Source organism: Caballeronia sp. EK, assembly GCF_014384845.1.
GTDB lineage: Bacteria > Pseudomonadota > Gammaproteobacteria > Burkholderiales > Burkholderiaceae > Caballeronia > Caballeronia jiangsuensis.
In genome coordinates, this window is the sequence record NZ_JACSUE010000012.1 from 14,095 (window position 1) to 31,798 (window position 17,704).

At 61.3% G+C, this 17,704-nt stretch carries 15 protein-coding genes; 1 reads left to right on the top strand and 14 read right to left on the bottom strand.

The window, feature by feature from the left end; all coding sequences use genetic code 11:
• Positions 1–371: 371 nt before the first annotated feature.
• Positions 372–2,618, bottom strand: a complete 2,247-nt coding sequence (locus IAG25_RS29980; protein ID WP_187608082.1) for a primosomal protein N' — start codon at positions 2,616–2,618, stop codon at positions 372–374.
• A 460-nt stretch (positions 2,619–3,078) separates the two neighbouring features.
• Entirely contained in the window at positions 3,079–4,176 is a 1,098-nt protein-coding gene (gene hemE / locus IAG25_RS29985; protein ID WP_187608083.1) for a uroporphyrinogen decarboxylase, read from the bottom strand.
• A 183-nt stretch (positions 4,177–4,359) separates the two neighbouring features.
• On the opposite strand from hemE, the gene IAG25_RS29990 reads away from it, so the two are divergent.
• Entirely contained in the window at positions 4,360–5,199 is an 840-nt protein-coding gene (locus tag IAG25_RS29990; protein ID WP_187608084.1) for a transporter substrate-binding domain-containing protein, read from the top strand.
• Between the two features lie 3 nt (positions 5,200–5,202).
• Here the strand turns inward: IAG25_RS29990 and IAG25_RS29995 are convergent, their stop codons facing one another.
• From IAG25_RS29995 to IAG25_RS30050, 12 genes are all read right to left on the bottom strand, one after another.
• The gene (locus tag IAG25_RS29995; RefSeq protein ID WP_187608085.1) at positions 5,203–6,150 is read right to left on the bottom strand and encodes an alpha/beta hydrolase; all 948 of its coding nucleotides are present in this window, start codon (positions 6,148–6,150) and stop codon (positions 5,203–5,205) included.
• 618 nt (positions 6,151–6,768) lie between these two features.
• The gene (locus IAG25_RS30000; RefSeq protein WP_187608086.1) at positions 6,769–8,499 is read right to left on the bottom strand and encodes an AMP-binding protein; all 1,731 of its coding nucleotides are present in this window, start codon (positions 8,497–8,499) and stop codon (positions 6,769–6,771) included.
• A gap of 277 nt (positions 8,500–8,776) precedes the next feature.
• Complete coding sequence (locus tag IAG25_RS30005) at positions 8,777–9,202, bottom strand: F0F1 ATP synthase subunit epsilon (protein ID WP_029672474.1); 426 nt, start codon at positions 9,200–9,202, stop codon at positions 8,777–8,779.
• 75 nt (positions 9,203–9,277) lie between these two features.
• Positions 9,278–10,672 carry a F0F1 ATP synthase subunit beta gene (gene atpD, locus IAG25_RS30010; RefSeq protein ID WP_222946708.1) on the bottom strand — a complete coding sequence of 465 codons (1,395 nt, stop codon included), beginning with the start codon at positions 10,670–10,672 and terminating at the stop codon, positions 9,278–9,280.
• Between the two features lie 44 nt (positions 10,673–10,716).
• Positions 10,717–11,601, bottom strand: coding sequence for a F0F1 ATP synthase subunit gamma (atpG, locus tag IAG25_RS30015; protein WP_187608087.1), 885 nt, complete (start codon positions 11,599–11,601; stop codon positions 10,717–10,719).
• Positions 11,602–11,665: 64 nt separating this feature from the next.
• Positions 11,666–13,207 (bottom strand): F0F1 ATP synthase subunit alpha, encoded by a 1,542-nt coding sequence (gene atpA, locus IAG25_RS30020; RefSeq protein ID WP_035499351.1) that lies wholly within the window; start codon positions 13,205–13,207, stop codon positions 11,666–11,668.
• A gap of 57 nt (positions 13,208–13,264) precedes the next feature.
• On the bottom strand, positions 13,265–13,807 hold the full coding sequence (locus tag IAG25_RS30025) for a F0F1 ATP synthase subunit delta (RefSeq protein WP_187608088.1): 543 nt from the start codon (positions 13,805–13,807) through the stop codon (positions 13,265–13,267).
• A gap of 2 nt (positions 13,808–13,809) precedes the next feature.
• Positions 13,810–14,280 carry a F0F1 ATP synthase subunit B gene (locus IAG25_RS30030; RefSeq protein WP_035499354.1) on the bottom strand — a complete coding sequence of 157 codons (471 nt, stop codon included), beginning with the start codon at positions 14,278–14,280 and terminating at the stop codon, positions 13,810–13,812.
• 133 nt (positions 14,281–14,413) lie between these two features.
• Positions 14,414–14,683 carry a F0F1 ATP synthase subunit C gene (gene atpE / locus IAG25_RS30035; RefSeq protein WP_007180033.1) on the bottom strand — a complete coding sequence of 90 codons (270 nt, stop codon included), beginning with the start codon at positions 14,681–14,683 and terminating at the stop codon, positions 14,414–14,416.
• 89 nt (positions 14,684–14,772) lie between these two features.
• A complete protein-coding gene (atpB, locus tag IAG25_RS30040; RefSeq protein WP_187608089.1) occupies positions 14,773–15,624 on the bottom strand; it encodes a F0F1 ATP synthase subunit A in 852 nt (283 codons plus the stop codon).
• Positions 15,625–15,801: 177 nt separating this feature from the next.
• Positions 15,802–16,347 (bottom strand): ATP synthase subunit I, encoded by a 546-nt coding sequence (locus IAG25_RS30045; RefSeq protein ID WP_375336550.1) that lies wholly within the window; start codon positions 16,345–16,347, stop codon positions 15,802–15,804.
• 210 nt (positions 16,348–16,557) lie between these two features.
• Complete coding sequence (locus tag IAG25_RS30050) at positions 16,558–17,694, bottom strand: SLC13 family permease (protein ID WP_187608090.1); 1,137 nt, start codon at positions 17,692–17,694, stop codon at positions 16,558–16,560.
• Positions 17,695–17,704: the final 10 nt, after the last annotated feature.

Here is a 17,704-nt window from a genome sequence, read left to right on the forward strand (position 1 = left end):
TTGCACCACAATGAAACCCTTATGGAACAAGGCTTTGAGCAGCGCACCGCCGGCTATCGGTTGGCGCCTGTCGCCTAGTAGTTTCCCTAGTCGGGAATTTTCGAGACGCGCCCTACGTAAATCCTTTAACGCCGCCGATATAAACGCAATGCGCCGCCCACGGCGCTGCTTTCGCCGTCAGCGCACGGCGACTTCGGGGAGAGCAACGAGCATGAGCACTTGGATGGTGGTAACCGGCGTTTGGGCGATGATCGCGGTCTGCGTCGTGCTGTTCGTTCGGGGCGCGTCGCCGCACGTTCGCCGATCCGATGACGCTTCCGACCGCGGTAGCCGGGCCGCGCGCGACGTCGTCTGACGCGCCTTTTATCGACTCAAACGTCCAGCGGATCGACTTCGACGTTCCATCGCAATACGCCCTTGAGCGAGCGCAGCGCCGGTTGCCACGCGCGCAACGACGCCTGCAACGCCGCCCGCGACGCACTTTCGAGCAGCAGTTGCGCCCGATGGACATTGAACACTTTGACGATGGTAAGCGGCACCGCATCGTAGACGGTCACGCGATCCGCGCCGGGTAAAGGTGCGAACGCCGCCGCCGCATCCTCCAGAAACTTGAGCGCGGCTTCGAGCGTGCGGCCTTCGGCGCGCAACATCGCCTGATAGACGAACGGCGGCAGGCGCGCGTCGCGCCGCTCGGCGAGCGTCGAGTTGGCGAAACCCACATAGTCTTGCCGCGATAACGCCTGATACAGCGCGTGACGCGGATAGCGCGTCTGAATCATCACTTCGCCTGGCAAGCCCGCTCGTCCCGCGCGGCCGCTCACCTGCGTCAGTTGAGCAAAGAGCCGTTCGCTCGCGCGAAAGTCGTGCGAGAAGAGCGCGGTGTCGGCGTTGAGCACGCCGACGAGCGTCACGCGCCGGAAGTCGTGGCCCTTCGCGATCATCTGCGTGCCGACGAGAATATCGACCTCGCCCGCGTGAACATCGGAGAAGAGCGCTTGCGCACTACCCTTGCGGCGCGTGCTGTCGGCGTCGATGCGCAGCACGCGCGCGCCCGGCACCACGCTCGCGAGCGTTTCCTCGACACGCTGCGTGCCGCGGCCCATCGGCGCGATATCGATGTTGCCGCAGTCAGGGCACGACTTCGGAATGCGCGATTCCCAACCGCAGTGATGGCAGCGCAGCGCCCGCTCGGGCTTATGCAGCACGGCGTAGGCGCTGCAGCGCGGACAGCCGGCGACCCATCCGCAGGCGTCGCACGAGAGAATTGGCGCATAGCCACGTCGATTCAGAAACACGAGACTCTGCTCGCCCCGCTCGACGCGCGTTTTCAGCGCGGCGATGAGCGGACCCGCGAGCCCTTCGACCGATGCGCGGCCGCGCCGTCTCTCCTCTTCCAGATCGATGAGCTTCACGGTCGGCAATGCCGCTTCGGCGACGGCCCGGCGCGTAAGCGTCAGCCGCGTATAGCGGCCCTGCTCCGCTTGCCACCAGGTTTCGAGCGACGGCGTCGCCGAGCCGAGCACGACGGGAATATCGAGTTGTTTCGCACGATAGATCGCCAGATCGCGCGCCGAGTAGCGCAGACCTTCCTGCTGCTTGTAGGCAGGATCGTGCTCTTCATCAACGACGATGATCGCCAGTTGCGGCATCGACGCGAGAATCGCGAGACGCGTGCCGAGCACGATGCGCGCGCTGCCCGTGTGCGCCGCCAGCCAGTTGCGCGCGCGCTCGCCTTCGGCGAGACCGCTGTGCATCGTGACGATGGAACCGTCAGCGAGCGCCGAAAAACGCGCACGGAACGCGGCTTCGAACTGCGGCGTCAGGTTGATTTCGGGAACGAGAACGAGCGCTTGCGCGTCCGGCCGGGCGGCGAGCAAAACGGCGAGTGCATGCAGATAGACCTCGGTTTTGCCGCTGCCCGTCACGCCGTGCAGCAGGAACGGCGCGAAGCCTTGCGCGCCGGAAATCGCATCGACGGCATCGCGCTGTTCGTCCGTCAGCACCGGCAGAGGCGCGGCGCCGGTCGGGAGCACTTGCGCATTCGCGTCGGGCTCGACGGTTTGTGTCGTCGCCGTCTCGATCCAGCCGCGCGCGAGCCAGTCATCGAAAGTCACGCTCGCTTTGGGATGCAGCGCGCGGGCATCGGAAAGAGCGAGCAACGGCTGCTGCGCGAGCGCTTCGGCCAGACGGCGCAGGGCGCTGGCGCGCGTGGGCAACGCGTCGGGAAGTTGCGCGCGTCCTTCCGGCAAAAGCCGATAGCGCGGCTCCACGGCGAAAAGTCGATTCCAGCGCGAGGCGTCGCGCAACGCTTGAGGCAGCGCGGGCAGCGCGACTTCGCCGAGTCCACGCTGGTAGTAATCGGCAGCGAAAGCCGCAAGCGCGATCCAGGCGTCGGACAGCGGCGCGCAGCCATCGCAGATTGCGGTAACGGCGCGCAGTTTTTCGGCGGGCACGTCGCTTGAATGGGCGATTTCGCAGATCAGCCCGACGACGTCGCGTCGCCCGAACGGCACCTGCACCAGCATGCCGACGGCAGGCGCGTCCTGCAGCGCATAGCGGTAGTCGAACAGCACGGGCATCGGCTGATCGACGGCGACGCGCACGAAAAGGTCAGTCACCGCGCACGACCCCGCGTGCAACGGTCCGACACTGGAATCTGGCTGAACAGGGCGAAGTTAAAGTGAAACATCAGAATCGTCTGTAAACCGCCGATTATTTTTGGATTTCCGATGCTTTCCACAGGCCTGTGGATAACTTTGTTGAGAAGTGCGTTCGACGTCGCCGCAAACAATGTCACGAAACCCTTATGTGCGCTGGCCCACATTTCGGGCAAAGCTCTCGAAATTTCTTAAAAATCATAGGGTTGAAGCATACATAGAGACACGTTATTGGTTGCTGGAGGCCATACGTCTGATGGCGCGCCGCAGCGAACGAAATGTGCATAAGTTCAGTCTTGACATCGAGGAACGCCGCCTGAGATAGGCGATGCGGACGAAATGTTCCAGCCCTCGATTGCCGATTCCGAAGCGCCGACATTGCGCTGCAACATGCTTCGCAACGCCGGCTCTTGTATATGAGCTACCGCGTGGTTTGTTTCGCGCGCATCGCACGGCTGTGACGATGGACTTCGTCGACGAGCTCCGCGACGCTCTCCGGCGGCGTGAACTGCGAGATTCCGTGGCCCAGATTGAAGACGTGGCCCGGAAAATTCCCGAAACTCTCGAGCACGGCGCGCGCTTCTGTACGGATCGCCGCGGGCGGCGCGAAGAGCACGTTCGGATCGATATTTCCTTGCAGCGCCACGCGTGCGCCCACTTTTTCCCGCGCCTTGCCCAGATTCATGGTCCAGTCGAGACCGACCGCATCGACGCCCGTCGCGGCGATTTCCTCGATCCACAATCCGCCGCCCTTCGTAAAGGTGATGACGGGCACGCGCGCGCCGTCGTGCTCGCGCTTCAGACCCGCGACCACCTTCGCGATGTATTCGAGCGACAAGCGCTGATACGCGCCATCGGCGAGCGCACCGCCCCACGTGTCGAAGATCATCACGGCCTGCGCCCCCGCTTCGATCTGCGCATTCAGGTACGCCGTCACGGCTTGCGCGTTCACATCGAGGATTCGATGCATCAGGTCCGGACGCGCATAAGCCATCGATTTGACCGTGCGGTGATCGTCCGAACCGCCGCCTTCGACCATGTAGCACGCGAGCGTCCAAGGGCTGCCGGAGAAACCGATCAGCGGGACCTTTTGACGGCCTTGTGCGTCGGTGAGCGCGCGGCGGATCTGGCGCACGGCGTCGGTGACATAGGAGAGCGTCGCGCCGATGTCCGGCACGGCGAGACGTTTCACGTCGTCCTCGGTGCGCACGGTGCGCTCGAAACGCGGACCTTCGCCCTGCACGAAATTCAGGCCGAGGCCCATCGCGTCGGGGACGGTAAGAATGTCGGAGAAGAGAATCGCGGCGTCGAGCGGAAATCGTTCGAGCGGCTGAAGCGTCACTTCGGTCGCGTAATCGGGATTCTTCGCGAGCCCGAGAAAACTGCCCGCGCGGGTGCGCGTCGCGTTGTATTCCGGGAGATAGCGTCCCGCCTGGCGCATCAGCCAGATCGGCGTGTAGTCGGTCGGCTGGCGCAGGAGCGCGCGCAGGAAGGTGTCGTTCAGAAGAGTGTGTGCCACGTCGCTCGATGCTGAAGGCAAAGAATCATTCATTCTACCGGACCGGCCGGGCGTTTTCGTTGACTGAGCCCGGCAATTCGGGAAGTCTCATGCAGCGGGGCCTATGCGTTTCGGACGAGTGTCCGACGACGCGGACGCCTCGGTATCATCGACGGAACCCTACAACTAGAACCAGGAGAATAGATGCAACGCACGTCTGTCAGTCTCGCCGCCTCGGCCCTTGTCATGTCGCTCGCGCTCCCCGGCGTCGCGCACGCTCAAACGGTTCAAGCGGGCACCGTAGCGGGCGCAAAGCCTGCCGCGCCCGCGCCAGTCGCAGCACCCTCGCGGCTCGACGATATCCTCGCGCGCCACACGCTGCGCGTCTGCACGACGGGCGACTACAAGCCGTACTCGTTCCTTCGCCCGGACGGCCAGTTCGAGGGGATCGACATCGATCTCGCGGAGAGTCTCGCGAAGTCGCTCGGCGCGAAGGCGGAGTACGTGAAGACGTCGTGGTCGAACCTGATGAACGACTTCGTCGCCAAGTGCGATATCGCCGTGGGCGGCGTCTCGACCACGCTCGAGCGGCAGAAGCGTGCCTTCTTCACGGCGCCGTACATGGAAGACGGCAAAACGCCGATTGTCCGTTGCGACGATGTCGACAAGTACCAGACTGTCGCGCAGATCGATCAGCCGAACGTGCGCACGATCGTCAATCCGGGCGGTACGAACGAGCGCTTCGCGAAGCAGTTTTTCCCGCATTCGCAGTTGATCGAGTACCCGGACAACGTGACGATCTTCAAGCAGATCCTCGAAGGCAAAGCGGACGTGATGGTCACGGACGCCTCCGAAACGCTGCTCCAGCAGAAGCTCAATCCCGGGCTGTGTTCGGTGCATCCGGACAAGCCGTTCCAGTTCGGCGAAAAGGCTTATCTGTTGCCGCGCGGCGATGTGCCGTTTCAGCAGTATGTCGATCAGTGGCTGCATCTCGCCCGGTCGTCGGGCGAGTTTCAGGCCGTCTATGACAAATGGTTGAAGTAACGCTCAACGCCCGGCACGCATGAGCTCGCCTGCGCGCGTGCCGATCTTGCGCAGCCAGCCGAGCGCCGCTTCCGACTGCGAATGCATGCGCCCGAATCCGTGCGTCATGTCGTGCGCGTCGATCATCTCGACGCGGCCGCGGTTGGCTTGCAGGAAACGCTTGAGTTCGTAGGCGTCGTCGTAGAGCGGATCGTAGGCCGCCGCGACGACGAACGCAGGCGCAGGCGTGCGCTCGAACGGCTCGGACAGCGGGAACGCGCGCACGTCGTGCTCTTCTGGCGCATCGCCCGATAGAAATTGCGTCCAGTACCACTTCATTTCATCGTTCGTGAGCCCCGGACCGTTTGCATTCGCGATGCAACTGGGGCTTTCGAACTGGCGGCGCATCACCGGATAGAGCAGCAATTGCAAGCCGACGAGGCCAGCCACGCGCTCGTTCGCTGCGCGCGCCGCGACGACCGCCAGATGCGCGCCCGCGCTGTCACCGCCGACGGCCAACCGATCGACCGCGAAACCGAGCCGCGATCGATGCTCCGCGAGCCAGATCAGCGCGTCGAGCGCGTCCTCGCACGGCGCGGGAAACGGATGCTCCGGCGCGAGGCGGTAATCGACGCTCGCCACGGCGCATTGCGAATCCTGTGCGAGCCGTGCGACGAGCCCATCGTGCGTGTCCAGGTCACCGACCACCCAGCCGCCGCCGTGAAAGTACACGATGAGCGGCAGCGGCCCCTGCGCGCCCTTCGGCTTGTAGACCCGCGCGACGAGCGTGCGTCCTTCGAGAGCGATCTCGATGTTTTCCGCAATCACGGCATCGTCAGGCTTTCGGGCGTAAGCTTTTGCAATGTTGCTGAAGCGGTCTCGCACCGTCCGCGCATCTGCATCGGGCGCCAAAGCCGGGAAGGCTTCGTCGACGGCGCGGTAGTAGCGGAGCAAGGCTGCATCGATCGTCATGCGTGTCTCCATAGCGTTTTCTCGTTAAATGCTCATTTGCGGGCAACTTGCGCATCGATTTCATGCGTCCGCACGTTCGATTTTCGCGGAAATCCAAAAATATCGCTCTGGTCCGAAAATCGGCATTTGGCGGCGAGGTCAGGCCGATCGAATAAATGATCCGAATAACAGACAATATATCCGTGAAAATCGGATGATTCGCGCGACAAAATTTCCCCTCCGCCTTATCCGACGCGGGTTACAACCTGAAACACTTTGTTACGGCGACTCTGAATCAATTCGCCCACAATCTGTGAAACGGTTTCAACACGGATGTATTGGGCTGCGCTGTGCGAAAGTCGCGTGGTCCGATAGCTGGCTGTGGCCTAAGCGCTCAGATTTTGGGGCATCGGTGCTGGGATCGTTATTCGAATGTAATCCATTCGAAATCCCACGTGTGGTCTCCTCGCGCTAACCCCGTAGCGTGTGGTTTTTAGCGGGCTCCAGGCCCGCTTTTTTTTCGCCCGGACAAACGTTTGCGTTCTTTGAGAGTTTCAGGGCTCGAACGTTTCATCCAATGACAGAAGGGAGCGCCGCGGCGCTCCCTTCGTCGTTTCGTGATTTCGAATACTGCGAGTCTCAGGCCGTCTTGGTCTCGGCGAGCTTCAGTTCATCGATCATGCGCGCTCGCATCACGAACTTTTGCGCCTTGCCGGTGACGGTCATCGGCAATTCGTCGACAAAGCGGATATAGCGCGGAATCTTGTAATGCGCGATCTGCCCTTTGCAGAAGTCACGAATCTCGTCCTCGCTCGCTTGTTCGCCGGGACGCACGACGATCCACGCGCACACTTCCTCGCCGTACTTCTGATCCGGCACGCCGAACACCTGCACCGACTGGACCTTCGGATGGCGGAACAGGAACTCCTCGATTTCGCGCGGATAGACATTCTCGCCGCCGCGAATCAGCATGTCCTTGAGGCGTCCGACGATGTTGCAATAGCCTTCGTCGTCGAGCGTCGCGAGGTCGCCGGTGTGCATCCAGCCGTCGACGATCGCCTCGTCCGTCTTGGATTCGTCGCCCCAGTAGCCCTTCATCACCGAGTAGCCGCGCGTGCAGAGCTCGCCGGTCTCGCCGACGGGCACGATGTTGCCCGATGGATCGACGATCTTCACCTCGAGATGCGGCTGAATGCGTCCGACGGTCGTCGTGCGCTTGTCGAGCGGATCGGTGGTCGAACTCTGGAACGACACCGGGCTCGTCTCGGTCATGCCGTACGCGATCGTGATCTCGCTCAGATGCATCTTCGAAACCACGCGTTTCATCGTTTCGATCGGACACGGCGAGCCTGCCATGATGCCCGTGCGCAGACGGCTCAGGTCGTACTTCGCGAAATCGGGATGATCGAGTTCCGCGATGAACATCGTCGGCACGCCGTGCAGCGCGGTGCATTTTTCGTCGTGGACAGCGGCGAGCGTCGCGCCGGGGTCGAACGCTTCGCCCGGAAATACCATCGTGCAGCCGGTCGACACGCACGCGAGCACCGCCAGCACCATGCCGAAGCAGTGGTAGAGCGGCACCGGGATGCAGAGCGAATCCTGCTCGGTGAGGCGCATCGCCATCGCGATATAGCGCGCGTTGTTGACGATGTTCCGATGCGTGAGCGTCGCGCCCTTCGGATTGCCCGTGGTGCCGCTCGTGAACTGGACGTTGATCGCGTCGTCCGGACCCAGCTTCGCTTCGAGCGCGTCGAGCTTCGCTGCGTCGAGTTGGGTGGCGCCCGTGCGCATCACATCATCGAAGTTGAGCATGCCGGGCGTCTTGCCGTCGCCCATGCGGATGACCGCACGCAGTTCCGGCAGCTTCGCGGCGTCGAGCGCGTTCGGCGCGGCATGGGCGAGTTCGGGCGCGAGCGTCTGCAACATCTCCAGATACTTCGATGACTTGAACTGCTCAGCCGCGATGATCGCTTTGCAGCCGACCTTGTTCAGCGCATATTCGAGCTCGGCCAGCCGATACGCCGGATTGATGTTGACCAGCACCGCGCCCATGCGCGCGGTGGCGAATTGCGTGAGCAGCCATTCGGCGCGATTCGGCGACCAGATGCCGACGCGATCGCCCGCCTGAATGCCAAGCGCGAGCAGCCCGCTTGCAAGCACGTCGACCTGGTTCGCGAACTCGCGCCAGGTCCATCGGATGTTCTGCTCGCGGAACACCACGGCGGGTCGTTCAGGGAAGCGATTCGCGGTCTTGAGAAGAAAACGCGAGACGGTTGCGTCGCTTAGAGCGATGTCGGTCGCGCCGCGAACATGGGAAATGCCGTCGCGCGGTTTGATCTGCGCGCCGGTCTGCGTCGGTTCAGTTGCCATCGATGGTCTCCGCCAATATGAGTCGCCGCCCGATGAAGGCTAATTGGAGGCTATTGTGCATCGCAAAGACGCGTGCGGGCATTGAGTGTTTCCCCGCAACGCCGTCCTGGGGAAGGCGAGCAAAACCTAGCCGAATCAATGCGTTACGGAGACTCTGCCATCGATACACATAACCGATATGCACTAATGCCTGCGCGATTTGCCGATTTGGAGCATAAAAAAAGCAGCCCGAAGGCTGCTTTCTTTGAACTGCTGAACGCCGCATGGCGCGTCACGCTTAGTGCTTTGCGTGCGCCTTGCGCAGACGCTGGATCGCCGCGAGTTGAGCCGTCGCGTACGCGAGTTCCGCTTGCGCGGTCGCGTACTCGAGTTCCGAGGTGTTGTTTTGAATCGCTTCCTCGGCACGCTTCTTCGCCTGCTCTGCCTTCGCTTCGTCGAGATCGGCGCCACGGATGGCGGTATCGGCGAGCACGGTCACGATGCCCGGCTGGATTTCGAGAATCCCGCCTGCAACGAACACGAACTCTTCCGAGCCGTCTTCCGCCTCGATGCGCACCGCGCCCGGACGAATGCGCGTGATGAGCGGCGTGTGGCCGGGCAGAATGCCCAGTTCACCCGCTTCGCCCGGCAGCGCGACGAACTTCGCCTGGCCCGAGAAGATCTGCTCTTCCGCGCTGACGACGTCTACCTTGATGGTTGCCATTTATGTCGACTCCTGGATTGAGTGTAGTTCGCGGGCATCAACCGTCAGACTGACGCCCTTGTAGACACCCAATCTTTACTGGATCTTCTTGGCCTTTTCGAAGGCTTCGTCGATCGTGCCGACCATGTAGAACGCTTGCTCCGGCAGATGATCGCATTCACCTTCGACGATCATCTTGAAGCCGCGGATGGTTTCCTTCAGCGGCACGTACTTGCCCGGCGAGCCCGTGAACACTTCTGCAACGTGGAACGGCTGCGACAGGAAACGCTGGATCTTGCGCGCGCGCGAGACCGACAGCTTGTCTTCCGGCGACAGTTCGTCCATACCCAGAATCGCGATGATGTCGCGCAATTCCTTGTAGCGCTGCAGCGTTTGCTGCACGCCGCGCGTGATCGCGTAGTGTTCTTCGCCGATCACGTGCGGATCGATCTGACGCGAGGTCGAATCGAGCGGGTCCACTGCCGGATAAATACCCAGCGAAGCAATGTCACGCGACAACACGACGGTTGCGTCCAGGTGGCCGAAGGTCGTAGCCGGCGACGGGTCGGTCAAGTCATCCGCAGGGACGTACACGGCCTGAACCGACGTGATCGAGCCGGTCTTGGTCGACGTAATACGCTCTTGCAGCTTGCCCATTTCTTCAGCCAGCGTCGGCTGATAGCCCACTGCCGAAGGCATACGGCCGAGCAGTGCGGACACTTCCGTACCCGCCAGCGTGAAACGATAGATGTTGTCGACGAAAAACAGCACGTCGAGGCCTTCGTCACGGAAGTGCTCGGCCATCGTCAGACCGGTCAGCGCGACGCGCAGACGGTTGCCCGGCGGCTCGTTCATCTGGCCGTACACCAGCGCGACCTTGTCGAGAACGTTCGAGTCCTTCATTTCGTGATAGAAGTCGTTCCCTTCACGGGTACGCTCACCCACACCGGCGAACACGGAATAACCGCCGTGTTCCTTCGCGATGTTGTTGATGAGTTCCATCATGTTCACGGTCTTGCCCACGCCTGCACCGCCGAACAGACCCACCTTGCCGCCCTTCGCGAACGGGCAGATCAGGTCGATAACCTTGATGCCCGTTTCGAGCAGTTCGGTCGACGGCGACAGGTCTTCGAACGCCGGCGCCTTCTGGTGGATCGAGCGCATCGTTTCCGATTCGATCGGACCGGCTTCGTCGATAGGACGGCCAAGCACGTCCATGATGCGGCCGAGCGTCGGCTTGCCGACCGGCACGCTGATGGGCTTGCCCGTATTCTTGACCATCGTGCCGCGGCGCAGACCGTCGGAGGCACCCAGACAGATGGTGCGCACCACGCCGTCGCCCAGCTGCTGCTGGACTTCGAGCGTCAGTTCGGTGCCTTCCAGAATGAGCGCGTCGTAGATCTTCGGCATGTGCTCACGCGGGAATTCCACGTCGATAACGGCGCCGATGCACTGTACGATCTTGCCTTCTACCAAAGCAGTAGTACTCATCGCATTTCCTTTAGATACTGTGTTCTTTCAAGCGGTCAGCAAAATCAGACCGCTGCGGCGCCGCCGACGATTTCCGACAATTCTTTCGTAATCGCGGCCTGGCGGCTCTTGTTGTAGACGAGCTGCAGTTCGTTGATCACGGTCTTCGCGTTGTCCGACGCGGCTTTCATCGCGACCATGCGCGCCGATTGCTCCGACGCCATGTTTTCCGCGACCGCCTGATACACGAGGGCTTCGACGTAGCGCACGAGCAACTCGTCCACCACGGTTTGCGCGTCCGGCTCGTAGATGTAATCCCACGAGGTCTTCGGCGTGACGCCGTCTTCGTCCTTAGCGTCGAGATCATCCACCGACAACGGCAGCAGCTGCTCGATCACCGCTTCCTGCTTCATCGTGTTGATGAAGCGCGTGTACGCCAGGTACACCGCGTTGATCTTGCCTTCCGAATACAGGTCGAGCTGCACCTTGATCGCGCCGATCAGCTTTTCCAGATGCGGCGTGTCGCCCAGTTGCGTAACTTGCGACACGACACTGGCCTTCAGGCGATTCAGGAACCCGAGACCCTTGCTGCCGATCGCCGACGCCTCGATCTTGACACCGCTCTGATCGAGTTCCTTGATCTTGCTCAGCGACGCACGCAGGACGTTCGTGTTCATGCCGCCGCACAGACCCTTGTCGGTCGTGACGAGGATCAGGCCGGCCGTCTTCACGCCCTTGTTCTCGACCATGAACGGGTGGCGATACTCAGGGTTCGCCTTGCTCATGTGCGATGCGATTGCGCGGACCTTGTCGGCATACGGACGGGCGGAACGCATACGCTCCTGGGCGCGGCGCATCTTGGATGCGGCGACCATTTCCATCGCTTTCGTGATCTTGCGCGTGTTTTGCACGCTCTTGATCTTGCCGCGAATTTCCTTCATTCCAGCCATTGCTTACTCCTTGATCGAAGCCGCGCGACGTTCAACGACATCGCGCGTTGCTCCTCAGTCCCGATCAATAAGCGCCCGACTTCTTGAAGTCCTTCAGCGCGGCATGCAGTGCGCCTTCGTCGTCCTTCGACAAGTCTTTGTTGTCTTCGATGCGCTTAATCAGATCGGCGTGGCTGGTCTTCAGGAATTCGCGCATGCCCTTTTCGAACGGCAGAACTTGCGAGACTTCGAGATCGTCCAGATAGCCATTGTTGGCAGCGAACAGCGCGACAGCCAGTTCCCACACTTGCAGCGGCTGATACTGCGGCTGCTTCAGCAGTTCCGTCACGCGGCGGCCGCGCTCGAGCTGCTTGCGGGTGGCTTCGTCGAGGTCCGATGCGAACTGCGCGAACGCAGCCAGCTCACGATACTGCGCGAGGTCGGTACGGATACCGCCCGACAGCTTCTTGATGACCTTGGTCTGAGCCGCACCACCGACGCGCGACACCGACACGCCCGCGTTGATTGCGGGGCGGATACCGGCGTTGAACAGGTCGGTTTCGAGGAAGATCTGACCGTCGGTAATCGAGATCACGTTCGTCGGAACGAACGCGGTCACGTCGCCGGCTTGCGTTTCGATGACGGGCAATGCCGTCAGCGAGCCGCTCTTGCCCTTGACTTCGCCGTTGGTGAACTTCTCGACGTACTCTTCCGAGACGCGCGCAGCACGCTCGAGCAGACGCGAGTGCAGATAGAACACGTCACCCGGATACGCTTCACGACCCGGCGGACGGCGCAGCAGCAGCGAAATCTGGCGATACGCCCAAGCCTGCTTGGTCAAATCGTCATAGACGATCAGCGCATCTTGACCGCGATCGCGGAAGTATTCGCCCATCGTGCAGCCGGCGTACGGTGCGAGGTATTGCATCGCGGCCGATTCCGAAGCCGAAGCCGCCACGACGATGGTGTATGCCATCGCGCCGGTTTCTTCGAGCTTGCGCACCACGTTCATGATCGACGAAGCCTTCTGGCCGATCGCGACGTAGATACAGATGAGGTCCTTGCCCTTCTGGTTGATGATCGCGTCGACGGCCACCGCGGTCTTGCCGCACTGACGGTCGCCGATGATCAGCTCACGCTGGCCACGGCCGATCGGCACCATCGAGTCGATCGACTTCAGACCCGTTTGCACCGGCTGCGACACCGACTTACGCCAGATCACGCCCGGAGCGATCTTTTCGATTGCGTCCGTAGCTTTCGCGTTGATCGGGCCCTTGCCGTCGATCGGGTTGCCGAGCGCATCGACCACGCGGCCGATGAGTTCCGGACCGACCGGCACTTCGAGAATGCGGCCCGTCGTCTTGACGATGTCGCCTTCCGAGATGTGCTCGTATTCACCGAGAATAACGGCGCCGACCGAGTCACGTTCGAGGTTCAGCGCGAGGCCGAAGGTGTTGCCCGGGAATTCGAGCATTTCGCCCTGCATCACGTCCGACAGGCCGTGGATACGCACGATACCGTCGGTCACGGAGATCACGGTGCCCTGGTTGCGAACATCCGCGCTCGCTTCAAGGCCCTGGATCCGGCTCTTGATCAGCTCGCTGATCTCAGAGGGATTGAGTTGCATTATTCGCTCCTGATAGTCAATTCTGTTGCGTGCCAGCTTTCAGACACGGTTGATCGCTTAAGCGGTCAGAGCCGTCTGCATGCTGGCGAGGCGCGCGCGGACCGAGGTATCGAGCACTTCGTCGCCAACCGTCACGCGAACGCCGCCGATCAGCGACTGATCGATTTCGACGATCGGTTTCAGCTTGCGCTGGAACTTGCGTTCGAGGCTTGCAACGAGGTCGTTCAACTGTTCGCCTTCGAGGGGGAACGCGCTCACGATGTGAGCATCGGCAGCACCTTCACGGGCGTTCTTCAGCTCGTCGAACTGGACGGAGATCTCCGGCAGCAGCGACAGGCGATGGTTCTCGACCAGCATGCCGACGAAGTTCTTCGCCTGAGCATTGCTTTGTGCCAGCGGCGACTTCACTGCGGCGAGCAGGAGATCGACGATCTGCTGTCGGTTTACCTTCGGGCTCGAAGCGACCGATTCCACTTCGGGCAGACGCGCAACCTGTGCCAGCTCCTCGACGAAGGTGGACCAGCCCGCGAGATCGCCGGTTTCGGCTACGCGGAACAGCGCTTCTGCGTAAGGACGAGCGATGGTTGCAAGTTCGGCCATGATCAGAGCTCGGTTTTGAGTTGATTCAGCAGATCGGCGTGAGCTTTCTGATCGACTTCGCGCTTCAGAATTTGCTCGGCGCCCTTGACGGCCAGAGCCGCGACTTCCGCGCGCAGCGTTTCGCGCGCTTTCACGACTTGCTGGTCGGCGTCAGCCTTGGCTTGCGCGACGATGCGCGCGGCTTCGGCCTGAGCGTTGGCCTTGATTTCTTCTGCGACTGCTGCGGCGCGCTTTTCGGCATCGGCGATGCGCTGCTGGCCGTCGTTACGCGCTTGCGCGAGTTCCTGGTCGACGCGCTTGTGCGCCGCTTCGAGTTCCGCTTTGCCCTTGTCGGCGGCGGCGAGGCCGTCGGCAATCTTTTTCGAGCGCTCGTCGAGGGCGTTGATCAACGGCGGCCACACGAACTTCATCGTGAACCACGCGAGGATCAGAAACACGACCATTTGCGCAAACAGGGTTGCGTTGAGATTCACGGTGTTTCCTTAAACGTTGCTTGATCGGAGGTGAAACGGTTAAAAGGCGCTCATCGGCTTGTTGAGCTCGATCAGCGCCTCATCCGTTCCGTTCAGGCGTCTTTGCAAATCAGACGCACAGTTCCGAGGAACCTCAGCCTGCGAGCTTCGAGAGCAGCGGGTTCGCGAACGCAAACAGCATTGCCACACCAACGCCGATCAGGAAGGCCGCGTCGATCAGACCAGCCAGCAGGAACATCTTGGTCTGCAGCGGGTTCATCAGTTCCGGCTGGCGAGCGCACGCTTCAATGTACTTGCCGCCCATCAGACCGATACCGATACAGGCGCCGATTGCACCCAGGCCGATGATGATGCCGATACCGATGGCGGTCAGACCCTGGATGTTGGCGATGAAAGCTTGCATGATCACTCCTTTGATTAAAGACTTTGGAACTGGATTTATAAAAAACGAAAACCTAAAACCTGAACGATTCCGGAACGTGCCGCAACGCGTCAGTGTGAGTCATGCGCCTGGCCGATATACACCAGCGTCAGCATCATGAAAATGAACGCCTGCAACAGCACGATCAGAATGTGGAAGATCGCCCACACCGTGCCCGCGACCACGTGGCCGATGAAGCCGAGCACAGAAGCGTCCGCACCGAACGTCCACATGCTGCCCAGAAGGGCGATCAGCAGGAACAGCAGTTCGCCGGCGTACATGTTGCCGAAAAGCCGCATGCCGAGCGAAACCGTCTTGGCGACGAACTCGATGATGTTCAGCGCGAGGTTCGGAATCCACAGAAGCGGATGCGCGCCGAACGGAGCGGACAGCAGCTCATGCACGAAGCCGCCGGCGCCCTTGATCTTGAAGTTGTAGTAGATCATCAGCACGAACACGCCGAGCGCGATGCCGATGGTGCCGTTCAGATCGGCCGTCGGCACGATGCGATGATGCGGCAGCGCTTCCGACAGACCCAGCCAGCCGATGACACGGCCCGGCAAATCAACGGGGATGAAGTCCAGCGAGTTCATCAGGGCGACCCAGACGAACACGGTCAGCGCGAGCGGAGCGATGAAACGGCGGCTGCCGTGAATCATCGACTTCGACTGATCTTCGACCATTTCGACCAGCATCTCGATGGCGCACTGGAACCGCCCGGGAACACCGGAGGTCGCCTTGCGTGCGGCAAGACCGAGGATGAGGATGGTTACGAGACCGCACACGATCGACCAGAAAAGCGTGTCGAGATTCCAGACGTGGATGTCGAAAATCGACGTCTGTGCGTGCGTGGAAAGGTTCTGCAAGTGGTGCGCAATGTACTCGGACGGATCCAGAGCGTGCGTTCCTTCGCTAGCTGCCATATCGTTAAAGCCACCCAAATTGTCAAAAATCTTTCGCCGCCTGTCGCTTCCGAGCCGCCGCTTCGCTGAGCGGCTCCGGGTCGAGAGGCCTGAGTGCGGAACAGGGTCCGCACGTCTTCATATGTGATGCTACTTGCAACCTGTGCTGCAGGCACTTACCTGGGACGTCAAGAATCGTCACCGTAGCGCCATTGCAACCCAGTAAGTCTTCAGGGCGACGATGTACGTGACGAGCAGCGGCAACCACAACGCGCTCTTGTACCAGTACGCGACCGCCACGAACATGGCGATCGTCGCTCCCATCTTGAGCGCCTCGCCGATCATCCAGCTCATGATCGTCTCCGCGCCGCTCTTCGCTCTCAGGCGCGCGGCGAACAAAGCGCTCGGCACCCAGCAGATTGCTCCCCCCAGAAATGCGGACAGCGCAGCATCACCCGGCGGCTTGTAGAACAGCCACCAAAGCAGCGTCGCACCCAGGGACAAAACCATTTGCGCTGCCACCACCTTAAACGGCGTGACACGCGATGGACGACTCACCTCGGGCCCAAACAGCTTCTGTGCCTGATCCCGCGTGAGCGGAACGATATTGTTATCTTGCGCTTCGGCATCCCACGCGTCGGCAGACGAACTGCGCGGCTGATTTCCGGAGGCGTTCGCATCGTCGGTTGCGTGAGCGTTCGGCGCTCGATTTTCCTCTCGCACCGTCTTCAAACCTTCAACCAAGAGTCCGGAAAATCACCTTGCGCTTTCGCTGCGCTTTCGAGGTGGCCTAGCTGATAAATCCGGGCGATTGTAAGCGATTGTTGTCGCGGATTCAATAGTTTAGGTGCGTCAAAAGCCAAGCGGACGAAGCTTAAAAATCAATCTCAAAAGCGAGACTTTTCTTGCAATTGCAAGGAGATTCTCATTCGATGGCAGAGCCTTCGGTGAGCGTCAAACGAGCGCCCAACCGATGACCATTGCCACGATCCAGAATGGTATCGACACCATGTGAAACGGCATCCACATACCCTTTTCACCGGACAATCGCACGGCGATGAGATTGGCCAGCGAGCCGATCGCCACGCCGAATCCACCGACGCTGACACCGAATGCGAGCGCGCGCCAGTCCTTCGTGAATTCCGCGAGCACGATGGCCGCGGGCACGTTGCTGATCGCTTGCGAGAGCACGGCGCCGGCCGCATACGCGCGCGCTGACGTGCCGATTCCAACTTGGGCGATGGCTGCGTGAATCGATGGCAACGCGGCCGCGCTACGCAGCACGATGAACATCATCACGAAGATGAGCAGCAGCAGCCAGTCGATCCTGAACACGATCTCGCGACGCCACAGCAGGAAGACGATCGCGAGCGCGGCAAGCGCCGGGCCGACATGATGCGCATCGGCGAGCGCCACGAATATAGCGAATGCAAGCACACTCACGCCGCACAACATGCGATCGACGCGGTGCTCTTCGACATCGCCGGATAGATCGAGCGGTTTCGCGCGGAACATCGCGAACGTGACGATGCCAAGCAGCGCCATCAACGCGGCGCATAGCGGCAGCATCGCCCACACGAACGCGGGGAAACCGACGCCGCCCGTTTGCCATAGAAAGAGGTTCTGCGGGTTGCCAAGGGGCGTGAGAATCGAACCCGCGTTGACCGAGAGCGCGATCACGATGACGAGCCGCTTGATCGGCAGCGGTGCGAGCTTGTGCAGCGACAATGTGAGCGGCACGACGGCAAAGAGCGCGACGTCGTTGGTCAGCACGGTCGAAAGCCCCGCAGCAAGCGCCACGAGCAGCAGCGCCAGGGTCCGCTCGCCATGAATGTGATGCACGAGCCGATGCGCCGCCCACATCAGGAATCCTGATAATTCGATCGCCTTCGTCAGAATCAGGAGGCCGGCTAGCGTGAGCACCGTCTGCCAGTCGACGAGACCGGGCAGCGACATCCACGGACGCGGATGCGCGATCTGCAGCGCGAGCAGCGCGAAGATGAGAATCGCGAGAACCGGCTCTTTCGAGACGGTCCTCCAGATAAGCGCGAGGAAGTCGGAACGCGTGCGCTTCGCGTTGAATTCGGACAAGATCCGTGCG